The sequence below is a fragment of the bacterium genome (genome assembly GCA_016124905.1).
GTDB lineage: Bacteria > Pseudomonadota > Alphaproteobacteria > Rickettsiales > RI-342 > RI-342.
Window position 1 is genome coordinate 1 of the sequence record WGMV01000009.1, and the last position, 12,887, is coordinate 12,887.

General features: G+C 56.0%; 12 protein-coding genes. 9 read left to right on the forward strand and 3 right to left on the reverse strand.

Annotation, left to right across the window (positions count from 1 at the left end; translation table 11 throughout):
* The 3 genes from GC177_03150 to GC177_03160 all read right to left on the reverse strand — a co-directional run.
* On the reverse strand, positions 1-745 hold a 745-nt coding region (locus GC177_03150; GenBank protein MBI1274953.1), incomplete at its 3' end, for a hypothetical protein.
* Between the two features lies 1 nt (position 746).
* A complete protein-coding gene (locus GC177_03155) occupies positions 747-1,415 on the reverse strand; it encodes a hypothetical protein (protein ID MBI1274954.1) in 669 nt (222 codons plus the stop codon).
* Entirely contained in the window at positions 1,406-2,032 is a 627-nt protein-coding gene (locus GC177_03160) for a hypothetical protein (GenBank protein ID MBI1274955.1), read from the reverse strand. The genes GC177_03155 and GC177_03160 overlap by 10 nt, the downstream gene beginning before the upstream one ends.
* 99 nt (positions 2,033-2,131) lie before the next feature.
* Between GC177_03160 and GC177_03165 the strand changes: the two genes are divergently transcribed.
* The 9 genes from GC177_03165 (at position 2,132) to GC177_03205 (ending at position 12,806) form a co-directional block, all read left to right on the forward strand.
* A complete protein-coding gene (locus tag GC177_03165; GenBank protein MBI1274956.1) occupies positions 2,132-3,730 on the forward strand; it encodes a lysine--tRNA ligase in 1,599 nt (532 codons plus the stop codon).
* A complete protein-coding gene (locus GC177_03170; protein MBI1274957.1) occupies positions 3,730-4,596 on the forward strand; it encodes a TIGR01459 family HAD-type hydrolase in 867 nt (288 codons plus the stop codon). Before GC177_03165 ends, GC177_03170 begins: the two co-directional genes overlap by 1 nt.
* Positions 4,597-4,660: 64 nt before the next feature.
* Positions 4,661-6,352: an AMP-binding protein gene (locus GC177_03175; GenBank protein MBI1274958.1), complete on the forward strand. Its 1,692-nt coding sequence runs from the start codon at positions 4,661-4,663 to the stop codon at positions 6,350-6,352.
* Positions 6,345-6,803 (forward strand): GNAT family N-acetyltransferase, encoded by a 459-nt coding sequence (locus GC177_03180; protein ID MBI1274959.1) that lies wholly within the window; start codon positions 6,345-6,347, stop codon positions 6,801-6,803. The genes GC177_03175 and GC177_03180 overlap by 8 nt, the downstream gene beginning before the upstream one ends.
* Positions 6,804-6,857: 54 nt before the next feature.
* On the forward strand, positions 6,858-7,994 hold the full coding sequence (locus tag GC177_03185; GenBank protein MBI1274960.1) for an acetyl-CoA C-acyltransferase: 1,137 nt from the start codon (positions 6,858-6,860) through the stop codon (positions 7,992-7,994).
* A 66-nt stretch (positions 7,995-8,060) separates the two neighbouring features.
* Positions 8,061-8,615 carry a hypothetical protein gene (locus GC177_03190; protein ID MBI1274961.1) on the forward strand — a complete coding sequence of 185 codons (555 nt, stop codon included), beginning with the start codon at positions 8,061-8,063 and terminating at the stop codon, positions 8,613-8,615.
* 17 nt (positions 8,616-8,632) lie between these two features.
* On the forward strand, positions 8,633-9,148 hold the full coding sequence (locus tag GC177_03195) for a hypothetical protein (GenBank protein MBI1274962.1): 516 nt from the start codon (positions 8,633-8,635) through the stop codon (positions 9,146-9,148).
* Positions 9,149-9,216: 68 nt separating this feature from the next.
* Entirely contained in the window at positions 9,217-11,571 is a 2,355-nt protein-coding gene (locus GC177_03200) for a 3-hydroxyacyl-CoA dehydrogenase (GenBank protein ID MBI1274963.1), read from the forward strand.
* Positions 11,572-12,113: 542 nt separating this feature from the next.
* Positions 12,114-12,806 carry a hypothetical protein gene (locus GC177_03205; protein MBI1274964.1) on the forward strand — a complete coding sequence of 231 codons (693 nt, stop codon included), beginning with the start codon at positions 12,114-12,116 and terminating at the stop codon, positions 12,804-12,806.
* Positions 12,807-12,887: the final 81 nt, after the last annotated feature.

Consider the following 12,887-nt stretch of genomic DNA (forward strand, 5'->3'; position numbering starts at 1 on the left):
GCGGCGTCGTCGGCGTTGCAGGCGTCGTCGGTGTGGTTGGCGTCGTCGGCGTGGTTGGCGTCGTGGGTGTTGTTGGCGTGGTCGGTGTCGTCGGCGTGGTCGGTGTCGGCGGCGTCGTCGGCGTATCAACAACCCCCCAGTCCTTACGGTTCAGCATTTTGCCGGATTCCACAATGGCGCATTTACCGCCATTGGAAGAACATTCCGTTTCCGTGCAGGAACACACATCCATTCCATCGGCAACCAGCTTACGCGTGCTGCCTTCTTTCACAACATGGCGCATGCCGATTTTATCGGTGGAAAGCTTGAATGTATCGGATTGCGGAAACGCCATGCTGACATACAAAAATTCCTCGCCCTGCGCATTTTTGCGGATTTGCGGCTTGGTGGTGACGAAAGGCGGCTGGTCGGGGTTACGGTTTTCGTCGATATATTTAATGATGTAATCATCCAGGATATCCAGCGCCTCATCATCCGTCATGCAATCCTTCAGGATGTTGAACGGGCGCGGCGTGGCATTGGCCGCGCAGCGAATGCGCATATAGGCCAGCTCTTTAGTCGGCACCACGGTGGAGCTGCGCACAAGCTCCTCGTAATTGCTTTCATGCATGAAGGTTTTGCCCAGATCCACCGAAAGGGCCAGAATCCCCGCCAGAACAATAAGACCGAAGGCGAACATGATAAGAATGCCGCCCCGCTGGTCGTCACGGCATTGGCGAATAGCTGCTGATACGCGCTGATGCATGTTACTTATCTTCCTCTTCTTCTGGCAAATCCCACTGCATGTGATAGCGCATCGGCTTCACAACATGGCTTGTTACGGCAATCTTTCCGAAAATCCCTGAATCTCCAAAAATGATTTTGGACTCGATATAGGGCTTGTAATTGCAGGCCACATCCACCACCACAAATTGCGTGGTGGGGTTCTCTGTGACCATGCTTTTGCCATTGAGCACGGCGTCTTCGCATTTGGCATTACTTAATCCACCGCTGCTGCCGCCAGATGTAACAGGCGAGGTAGGCGAACCTTCCTTGGGACTGTCGGGGTTGGTGGGGGTCTGCCCCTGCTGGATCAGGCTGCAATCACCCGCTTTCACGGTCATGGATTTGGTATAGACGGGCACAATGCCTTGCTCGCCCGTGCAAAATGCAAGGCTGACCTGTGCGCCAAAAGGTCGCATCATCAGCTCCGCTGCGGGCAGCAACGGGTCAACCTGCACACCTGGCACCCAATATGGAATGGTGCTCAATGCCTCTCCTATTTGGTCAGCTGCCTGATTAATCTTATTTTTCATGCGAACATAAGCGGTTATTTCCACCATGCCAAAGAAAATCGTCACCATTGTCATCAGAATGATGGCGAGTTCGATATACGCCACCCCTTGCTGCGATGTGTTGTTTCGATTTAGTCGCATGGGCTTTCCCCATCAAACACGCGCTGGCCGCCCATGCTGCCGAATCGCTCGTTACGCAGCACGGTTGTATATTCATGCTCCATGAAGCTGCCGAATATTTCTTTGATTTTCAGCACGGGGGTAAAAATCGGCCAGTTATATTTGGCGTAATAGACCACCAGCTCGTTTCCCTGCCCCAGGTCCATGGTATTGGTGGCGGGGTCGGTAAAGTTAAACGCGGTTACCGGCGCCACGCTGATAATCAGCTTATCCTTGTCGCAGGCATCCACCAGCCCGAAGGATTTCTCACGCATGGTTTTACGGATAACGGCGGGGGTCACCGCAAATTTCTCGTCACACACGCCGCCGATAAATTCATTGCGCTGGCATCCCACCATGGCCTGACGCGCCGCCTGGTTCATCATGTTATCGATCAGCGCATTCCCGAAGGTAACAAACCCGATTTCCATCAGCCCCATGAAAAAGAAAAGAAATACCGGAAAGGCGATGGCGAACTCGATCATGGTCGCGCCTTCTTCGTTCCTTGCGAAACGGCAAAGACGGGTAGGGCTGCATCTGGGCCGTTGGATGGATACCATGTGGTCGGCCTTTTGGGTCATATGTATGCAGGATACCATGCGAAAGGGATGAATCGGTGACAGGCTAATGAAATTTAAGCGACTAAAGCTTAAATATTTGGTAAAGAACCGACTCTTTTTGAACTTTAGGCACAGCGAATGACGACCATCCCAAACCAGCAATTACGTGAACTGACCCTTGCCGGCCGCGCCTGGCCCTTCGAAGAAGCCCGCAAATTGCTGAAACGTTTCGAAACTTCCCCTCCTTCCAAGGGCTATTGCCTGTTTGAAACCGGTTACGGTCCGTCCGGCTTGCCGCATATCGGCACCTTTGGCGAGGTTGCCCGCACCACCATGGTGCGCCGGGCCTTCATGGCCATGTCCGATATCCCGACCAAACTCATCGCCTTTTCCGACGACATGGACGGCCTCCGCAAGGTACCAGACAATATCCCCGAGCAGGAGATGGTGCGCAGCCATATCGGCAAACCCCTCACCGCCATCCCCGATCCTTACGGCACGCATGAGAGCTTTGGCCACCATATGCACGCCCGCCTGCGCGCCTTCCTGGATCGTTACGGATTCGAGTACGAATTCAAAAGCGCCACGGACAGCTACAAATCCGGCGAGTTTGACCAGGCCTTGCTGACCATCCTGAAACATTACGACGCCGTCATGGCCATCATGCTGCCCACCCTTGGTGAGGAGCGCCAGCAAAGCTACAGCCCCTTTCTTCCTGTATGCCCCCGCACCGGCAAGGTGCTGCAGGTGGCCATCACCTTGCGGGACGAAGCCGGGGGTACGATCAGCTATCAGGATCCGGAAACGGGCGAAACCGTCACCACACCCGTCACCGGCGGCCATTGCAAGCTGCAATGGAAAGCCGACTGGGCCATGCGCTGGCTCGCGCTGGATGTGGATTACGAGATGTGCGGCAAGGACCTCATTCCTTCCTACGACCTTTCCAGCAAAATCGTCCGCGCCCTCAAGCACCGCGCGCCGGACAACATGGTCTATGAGCTTTTCCTCGACGAGCAGGGTCAGAAAATCTCCAAATCCAAGGGCAACGGCCTCACCATTGACGAATGGTTGACCTATGCGCCAGAGGAAAGCCTGGCCTATTACATGTTCCAGCAGCCCACCCGTGCCAAACGGCTGTATTTCGATGTCATCCCCAAATGCGTGGACGAATACCTGAGCTTTCTGGACAAATTCCCCGGTCAGGAACCTGCACAGCAGGTGGAAAACCCCGTCTGGCATATCCATGGTGGTAACCCGCCTAAGGCGGAAAGCCCTCTTAGCTTCTCGCTGCTGCTGAACCTTGCTTCGGCCTGCAATCCCGAGCACAAGGGCGTGCTCTGGGGCTTCATCAGCCGTTACGTGCCAGGCGCCACGCCGGAAACCGCGCCGATGCTTGACCGCCTTGCGGCCTATGCCGTGCGCTATTACCATGATTTCGTCAAACCGACGAAACGCTACCGCGACGCCACGCCGGAGGAAGCCGCCGCCATGCGCAGGCTGGAAGCGGAATTGCGCGCCATGCCCGCCACCGCCACGGCCGAGGAATTCCAGCAGAAAGTGTACGATATCGGCAAGGAAGCCGGGTTCGCAGAACTCAAACTCTGGTTCCAGGCATTGTACGAAGTGCTGCTCGGCCAGCCCCAAGGCCCGCGCATGGGTTCCTTCATCGCCCTCTTCGGCCGCGATGAAAGCTGTGCGCTGATCAGCGAAGCCCTTTCCCGCAAGGCAGCTGCTTAATGGTACAGGAAATCGCAGGTCTTTCTAGCCTGATGGGGCAGTATGATGCGCTGATCCTCGATCTCTGGGGCGTCATCCATGACGGCGAACAGCTATATCCCGGCGTGCGCGAATGCCTGGTGGAGCTGAACAAAGCTGGCAAAGCCGTGCAATTCCTGTCCAACGCCCCGCGCAAGGCGGCCAACACCAGCGCCGTGCTTGACCGTATGGGAATTGAGCAGAACCTGTACGACCGCATCCTGACATCGGGCCAACTGGCGTTTGAATGGTTGCGTGACGGGTCCATCAATACCGTTAAAGGAACCCATGCTCTGTTCATAGGGCCTGAGCGCGACCGTCATGTGATGGAAGGCACCGACATCACCGAAACCAGCGTGGAAAAAGCCGATTTCGTGCTGAATGCAGGCCTGGATGACAACGACCTGGTAGTAGACCATTATGTGCCCCAGCTGGAAGCCGCGGCCAAACGCAAGCTCCCCATGCTCTGCATCAACCCCGACCGCGAGGTCATCAAGCAGAACGGCTTCATCTGGCCCTGCGCAGGCTGGCTCGCGGAGATTTACGAGCAGATGAACGGCCACGTGACTTATATCGGCAAACCCTACCCTGGCGTTTATGCCGACTGCCTTGCCTATTGGCCGCGGCACGAAAAAAAGCGCATCCTGGCAGTGGGCGACAATCTCAGCACCGACATACGTGGCGCAAACGCCGCCGGCATCGATAGCCTGCTGATTGCAGGCGGCGTCATGAAAATCGCCTGCGGCCTGGCCGATACGGATGAAATCCCCTCGCTGACGGAGCTCGAGCCGTATATGCGCTCGCACAAAGCCTGGCCCGCCTACATTGCGCCGCGCTTTAACTGGTAAGCATCTGTACGATTCCCGCACAGGGTGGTAGGATAAAAACAGATGCAATCAATAGGCGGCCTCCTTGTCGGACACTCCCTGGATAGATTCATACCCTGAGGGCAAGGAATGGGAGATTTCAATCCCTCCCCAGCCCTTATTCCGGCTGCTCGACCATGCCGCTTCGCATTTCCCCAGCCACCCTGCCATCCATTTTCTAGGCAAGCGTTATAATTATGCGGAATTATCCGCCTTCGTAACCAGCCTCGCGGCCAGCCTGCAGGCAATGGGGGTGGGCAAGGGCGTGCGGGTGGGGCTGATGCTGCCCAACTGCCCGGCTTTCATCATCAGCTATTACGCCATTTTAAAAGCTGGCGGCACGGTGGTGAATTTCAACCCGCTCTACGCCCCTTCCGAAATCATCCATCAGGCAATGGACGCGCAGCTTACCATCATGATCACGGCGGATCTGGCCATCACGCTGGATAAGCTATTACCCATCCAGCGCAATTGCGGCATTGAAAAACTGCTGGTGGTTGACTTCATCCGGCAGCTGCCTTTTTTGAAAGGACTGGCCTTCCGCCTGCTGAAATCCCGCCACCTGGCGGATTTCGCGCCCACTCCCCAGGTTCTCGCGTGGGAGCCCCTGGCAGAGCATTCTGAACAGCGCTTAATAGATCCGGTTATCGACCCTCTGCAAGACATCGCCCTTTTACAATATACAGGCGGAACAACCGGCATCCCCAAAGGCGCTGTACTGACACATGCCAATGTATACAGCAACGCCATGCAATGCATGGAATGGGTCAGGGGAACTTTAATTCCGGGAGAGGAACGTTTCCTGGGCGTCCTTCCGCTCTTTCACGTCTTCGCCATGACCAGCATCATGAATCTCGGCATAGCGCTGGGGGCGGAACTGATCCTGCAGCCCCGTTTTGAGATCGATCCCCTGCTTGCCGCGCTGAAACGCCACCGCCCCACGGCCATGCCCGGCGTTCCCGCAATGTACAATGCCATCATTCAGGCGCTGGAGAAAAAACCGGCTCTCGCAGCCATTAAAAGCCTGAAAGCCTGCATTTCCGGGGGCGCCCCCCTGCCGGTGGAAATCAAGCAGCGTTTTGAGGAACTGACCGGCAGCGTGCTGGTGGAAGGCTATGGCCTGACGGAAGCCTCCCCCGTGTGCGCCTGCAACCCGCTTACAGGCAAACCGGTTGCCGGTTCCATCGGCCTGCCATTCCCCGCCACACGCGTCAGCATCCGCGAACCGGAAGCCCCATTCGCCCCCCTTCCCATCAACCAGCATGGCGAAATCTGTGTCAGCGGCCCCCAGGTCATGCGGGGTTACTGGCAAAAACCCGAGGAAGACAAACATTGCCTGTTTGATGATTCAAACGGCAGGCGCTGGCTGCGCACCGGCGATATCGGCATGATGGACGAACGGGGTTATGTCTACGTGCTGGACCGCCTGAAGGACATGATCATCACCAATGGCTACAAGGTCTACCCGCGCCATGTCGAAGAGGCCCTCTACACCCACGAGGCCATCAGCGAATGCGCCGTCATTGGCGAAAAAGACAAGGATTCCGGCCAAAAGGTGGTCGCCTTCATTGTGCCGAAACCAAATGCAACCGCAAACGAAACCATGCTGAAAACTTACCTGGAAAAGCATATATCTAAATATGCTATGCCAAAACACTTTCATTTTGTGGAAAGCCTGCCAAAATCCATCATCGGTAAAGTATTGAAAAAGAATCTTAAGGGAGACGATCATGGCTGATATTCACATCCGCAGCGCCTTCAGCGCCGATGATATGGAAGCCGTGCGCAGCATCCGCCAACAGGTTTTTATTGATGAACAGGGCGTATTTCCGGAAGAGGAATGGGATGGGCTTGATGGCACCGCCCAGCACTACTTGGCCTATACGGGCGGACAGCCCGTTGCCACCGCCCGCCTGCGCCGCGTACAAAAAAATGGCGAGCAGGAATATGCCAAGATCGAGCGCGTATGCGTGCTGAAAGCCGCTCGGGGCAAAGGCATCGGTTATCAGCTGCTTCAATCCGTCATTGAGGATGCCATTGCCGAAGGCCTGAATGACCTGCGGCTGGAAGCGCAGACAGTCGCCATTCCCTTTTACGAAAATCTCGGTTTCGAACCTTACGGCGAGTCTTACATGGATGCCCGTATCCAGCATCGCCGCATGAAAATGCTCATCCCCGAAATCGCTTAAAGCTTCGCTAACCAGTCATCTGTAGCATGGAAGCATTGAACATAAGGATGCACCATGAACGCCATTATCAGCAGCTGGTCACGCTCCCCCTTCACACTTGCCAATAAGGGCACCCTTGCCCGTGTAAGGCCGGATGAGATGGCCGCCCAGGTGGTAAAGGCGCTGATCGCTAAACATCCTTCCATTGCCGATGAGATTGAGGATGTAATTGTCGGCTGCGCGTTTCCAGAAGGCGAACAGGGCATGAACGTCGCTCGCATCATCGGCTTTCTGGCAGGCATTCCGCAAAAAGCGGGCGCGGTGACGGTTAATCGCTTTTGTGGCTCTTCCATGCAGGCCATCCATATGGCCGCAGGAGCTATCGCCACCGGCAGCGGTGAGGTATTTCTTTGCGGCGGCGTGGAAAGCATGACGCGTATCCCCATGGGCGGCTATAATTTCCTGCCGCACCCAGGCCTGATGAAAACCTACCCGGAAGCCTACACGGCAATGGGCATCACTGCCGAGAATGTCGCCAAAAAACATGGCATCACGCGGGAGGCACAGGAGGCATTCGCCCTTTTCAGCCAGCAGAAGGCAGCCAAAGCCATTACCGCAGGCCTGTTGAAAGACGAAATCACGCCGATTTCCTATAAGGATGCCACCATCGAAACCGATGGCTGCCCGCGCCCGGACACTTCAACGGAGGGCCTTGCTGGGCTGAAACCCGCTTTTCTGGAAACCGGAACCGTTACGGCAGGCACCGCTTCCCCGCTTACGGACGGCGCAGCCTTTTGCATCGTCGCGTCCGAAGAAGCCTGCGACCGCCTTGGCCTGCCCAAGCTCGCCCGCATCAAAAGCATGGCCGTCAGCGGCTGCGCGCCGGAGATAATGGGCCTAGGCCCCATCGGTGCGAGCCGCAAGGCTCTGGAACGCGCCAACCTGAAAATCAGCGACATGGACGTGGTGGAACTGAACGAAGCCTTCGCCGCCCAGTCCCTCCCCTGCATCAGCGAGCTGGGCCTTAACCCGGAAAAGGTCAATCTCGATGGCGGGGCCATCGCCATCGGCCACCCGCTCGGGGCCACCGGCGCACGCATCACCGCCAAGGCTGCCAGCCTGCTGGGCCGCACCAAGGGCCGCTATGCGCTCGCCACCCAATGCATCGGCGGCGGCCAGGGCATTGCCACCGTGCTGGAAGCCGTGAAGTAATTTCACAGAACCGTCACATCCCTGTGGTTCATTGCTAAAAAACAAATGAATATACAGGGATGAATAATGACGAACTCCTACAATCCCGCCATGGAAGGCGATGGCCTGACACTGGCGCCTGACTCACCAACCGCGGCCATCGGCAAGGTTGTGCACTGGCGCGCCATACACGACATTAACCTGCTGGAACTCCATGCCAGCGAAGCATTTGCCGCCATCATGGTGCCCTATATGGAACGCTTCAATGCGCTGATGCATAGCGAACGCCCTATGCATGATCTGGAAAATCTTGCCGCGGAAATAGGCGAGACACTGGCAGGCAAGCTAAACTTTATATCGGCGGAAGACGCAAAAATCCTCGGTCCCATATACAAGGACTGGTCGATTCGCATCCAACGCCAGCATTGCTATGAAGATGGTCATTCCGGGCCCCATTTCTTCGGATTGGAAGTGTGCCGCACCTTTTACGCAACCCTCAGGACCATGAAACAGGACAACCGGCTGCAGGAACTGGGCGATACGCATGAAACCGGCGTCGAAAAAGCGGTCCATATCCTGGAATCCCTGGATGCTGTGGATATCGACACGGAAAAACAGCTGAACCGCCTGTTCAAGGCTTAATGATAAACGGAATTTCCATGAACGACGAAGCCATCGATGCGCTCAATAGTCTTTCCACCCATCTCACCGCACGGGCCTCATCCTTGTTGAGCCAGTTTGAACTCAGCGCAGTCATCCTGAGGGATTCTCTGCTGTTCATGCAGCAGTTCGATGCATGGAAAGCCCGTGACAGTCGCAAAATTCCCAATGTCCTGCTAGATTCCGCTTACGAATATGGCCGACACCTTGCCGAACATATCACCCTGCTGGAACGGCAGGATGGGGTGGCGCTCGAACAGATACTCATCAACACGGTAGAGCACGAAATTGAAAGGCAAGGTCTGGCAGGAGCCGATTTTATTCAGGGCAACCAACTGGTGAATGCCTGGACGAATGGTTTCTGGAAAGGCATGCGGGAAGCGGAAAAACAAATCCGCGGTCAGGAAAATGCCGATGAATTGCTTCAGATCATGCGCGACCGCGGAGAGATACTGTTGCGCATGGTTCAGAAGTGGGATGAATCCGCCGAGGCTACGGTTGCAGCCTTTAAATAGTCTTTCACGCTGATACTTTTCTTTTACCACCATTGCTCTAAGCTGCTCCCTGAAACAGGAGACAGCTCATGGCTATCAAAAAAATCGCGGTATTCGGCTCAGGCGTTATGGGCGCAGCCATTGCGGCCCATTGCGCCAATGCAGGGGCGGAAGTCACCCTGCTCGACATCGTGCCGAAAGACGCCGCCGACCGCAACCAGCTCGCCGCCGATGCCATCGCGCGCATGGTGAAAGCTTCGCCCTCTCCCTTTGCACACCCGAGCTTCGCCAAACGCATTACACCCGGCAATATCGAGGACGACATCGCCAACCTCGGCGACCATGACTGGATGATTGAAGCCATCGTTGAAAAGCTTGAGATCAAGCAATCGCTCTACAAAAAACTCTATGACATCCGCAAAAAAACCGCCGTCATCTCTTCCAACACCTCCACCCTGCCGCTGCATGAGCTGACCAAGGGCATGCCGGATGACTTCCGTCAGCATTTCATGATCACCCATTTCTTTAACCCGCCGCGCTTCATGCCGCTGCTGGAACTCGTACCCGGAGAGGCCGATGCCAAACTGGTGAAGGAAGTTCGGGATTTCTGCGACATCGCCCTCGGCAAAGGCGTGGTAGACTGCAAGGATACCCCCGGCTTCATTGCCAACCGTATCGGCTGTTTCTGGCTGGTTGCCGGTTTGGTGGAAGCACTCAAACTCGGCATCTCGGTGGAAGAAGCCGACGCCGTCATGGGCAAGCCGCTGGGTTTCCCTAAAACCGGCATGTTCGGCCTCTACGATCTCATCGGCATCGATCTGATGCCCCTCATCGCCAAATCCATGCTGACCACCCTGCCTGACAATGACGAATTCCGTAAAATCTACGCCGAGCCCGAACTCGTCACCAAAATGATTGCCGACGGCTATACCGGCCGCAAGGGCAAAGGCGGTTTCTACCGCATGGTCAAGGACGAGAAGGGCGGCAAGAAGAAAGAGGTTATCAATCTCAAAACCGGTGACTACGCAAAACCGCAAAAGCCGCAGCTTGCAAGCGTGGAAGCTGCTCGCTCCGGCATAGCCAACCTCATGACCCACCCGGATATCGGCGGCCAATACGCCTGGGCCGTCATGCGCCAGACGCTCGCCTATGCCGCCTCCCTCATCCCGGAAATCTCCGATTCCCTTAGCGATGTCGATGCCGCCATGCGCATGGGCTATAACTGGAAATACGGCCCTTTCGAACTCATCGACCGCTTCACTGCCGATGGCAAATCCGGCCCCGCATGGTTTGCTGAAAAACTGAAAGCCGAAAAACTTCCCGTACCCTCCCTGCTGGAAAAAGCGGGTGACAAACCCCTTTACACAATCGAAAACAACCATCGCACGGTCATGACACCCAAAGGCGCGCGCGCGCCCATACCGCTCAAGCAGGATGCCTGGCAACTGGCCGACAAGGTGCGTGGCAAGGAACCCTTGCTGAAAAACGCCAGCGCCCGCCTGTGGGACGTGGATGACGGCGTGCTTTGCATCGAGCTCACCTCCAAGATGAACAGTGTCGACCCCGACATCATGACCATGATCGTGCAATCCGTGCAGGAAGTGCAGAAGCGTGGCGCCAAGGGTCTGATGATCGGCGGTGACGGCGAAAATTTCTCCGTCGGCGCCAACCTCAACCTGCTGCTCTTCGTCTCCAACGTCGCGGCGTGGGAACAGATCGACACCATCCTGAAACAAGGCCAGGATGCTTACATGACCATGAAATACGCTCCCTTCCCCGTCGTGGCCGCATTGGGCGGCATGGCGCTGGGTGGCGGCTGCGAAATGGTGCTTCATTGCGACGCCGTGCAGGCGCATCTGGAAAGCTATATCGGTCTGGTGGAAGTCGGCGTAGGCCTCGTCCCCGGTTGGGGTGGCTGCAAGGAAATGGCCCTGCGCTGGCTGCAGAACCCTCCCGCCGGCGGCCCCATCCCGCCGCTGGGCAAGGTGTTTGAAATGCTCGCCACCGGCAAGGTCTCAAATTCCGCCTACGATGCCATGGACATGCAGATCCTCCGCAAGCAAAGCCCCGCCGGCGGCGACCGCATCTCCATGAACCGCTCCCGCCTGCTGGCCGATGCCAAATCCCGCGTGCTGGAACTGGCCGACGGTTACACTCCGCCTTCGCCGCCTCCATTGCACCTTCCCGGCCCATCGGCGTGCGAAACACTGATGTATGGCGCCGAAACCCTGCACGCGCAGGGCAAAGCCTCCGCGCATGATATGACAGTGGCGCATTACCTGGCCACTGTGCTTACAGGGGGCGATGTGGATGCGACAGATACGGTGAACGAACAGCACCTGCTCGATCTTGAGCGCCATGTGTTCATCCCGCTGTTAAAAACGCCGCAAACCCTGGCTCGCATCGAATACATGCTCGCCAACGGAAAACCATTGCGCAACTAGAAAACCGCAGCGTGGCTGCCAGCACATAATAAATCACCAGCCCGGCAGAGCGTGCCAGCGCACCGTCGTAATGAAGCCTGCCCCCCTGCACGCTCAGATGATCGGCAAGAACATCCTGGTTCCATCGATCTGCGCGCTGATTTCTTCGATATCCTGATCGGTGATGCATTCCGGCGCGCGCACCACGAAGGTATCGTCATGGCATGGCGATCATGCCCTATGACCACATAATGCATGTAATGCAGACCGCGCGGCGGACCCCTGCTTTATGCCAGATAAAGGACGGTTTCCCAGCAATACGGACATATAAACGCGCCTGTTGCGCTGCAATATAAATATAATTGAGCGTGCCTCCGGAACAATATATGCTGCGGACATTCCAACCTAACTGAGAAAATACGTTTCACCACAAGGCGTTGACAGCATCATCCACCGTATATTGCGTCGCAACATACTAGAAACATTGGATTTTTTTAATGTTAGATTCAACGAACTGTCACAAAAGAATCCTATTCGTATCGGTAACTGCTCAAGGTGCCGATATGACTACCGATATTGCCGCTCCACTTAAGCTGTCACAGCTCGTTGATAAATCCATCCAGGACAATCAACCCTATTTTGACGACGACGAACGGTACAACGAACAGCACCCCCCCAAAACCGCCCTCGCCTTGAGAGCATCGCCCGCGGTCATGGAGGCATTTGAGCAATTGCTCAATCAAGTGCATGATGATCTGAATCCCGATGATGTCATCATTCACTACAGCACCAACGATGCTCTCGTTATCGAAGTGCCAAACCTTGGCGCATACCGCCTGTTGCAAACGAAAAGCATCAAGCCATCCGCCGGTTTCGTGCATCACCCGCTTGTCCGGGTCAGCATGGGTGATTTTCACCTGGAATGGTTGTCCTGGATGGACACGATGGCCGTCACGCAAGCCGATATAGACCTGCTCGATTCCGTCGCTCTGGAGCACGGCTATAAATACCGCGATAATAAAAACGGACGCGAAGGCAATTCCGGTCATCTGCCAGATGGTCAGGTACTTGCGCTGGATGGAACCTTCATACCGGAAACCAATCACGAGGAACTCAGCCACAATGAGCTTGTCGCGCTGAACAATCAGCGCCTTGCCCTTTATGGCGAGCGTGCCGCGAACATCCTCGCGCGTGCAGAGCATCTGATCGAATCGGCCAGACAGACCGATGGCATGACCGTAAACATACTGTACTGATCAAAAACAAATGCCGGAGAACATGCACCGACTGCGTGCATGATTTATTCGTTGAAAATAAAGTTGAGCAACGGTTTTTGC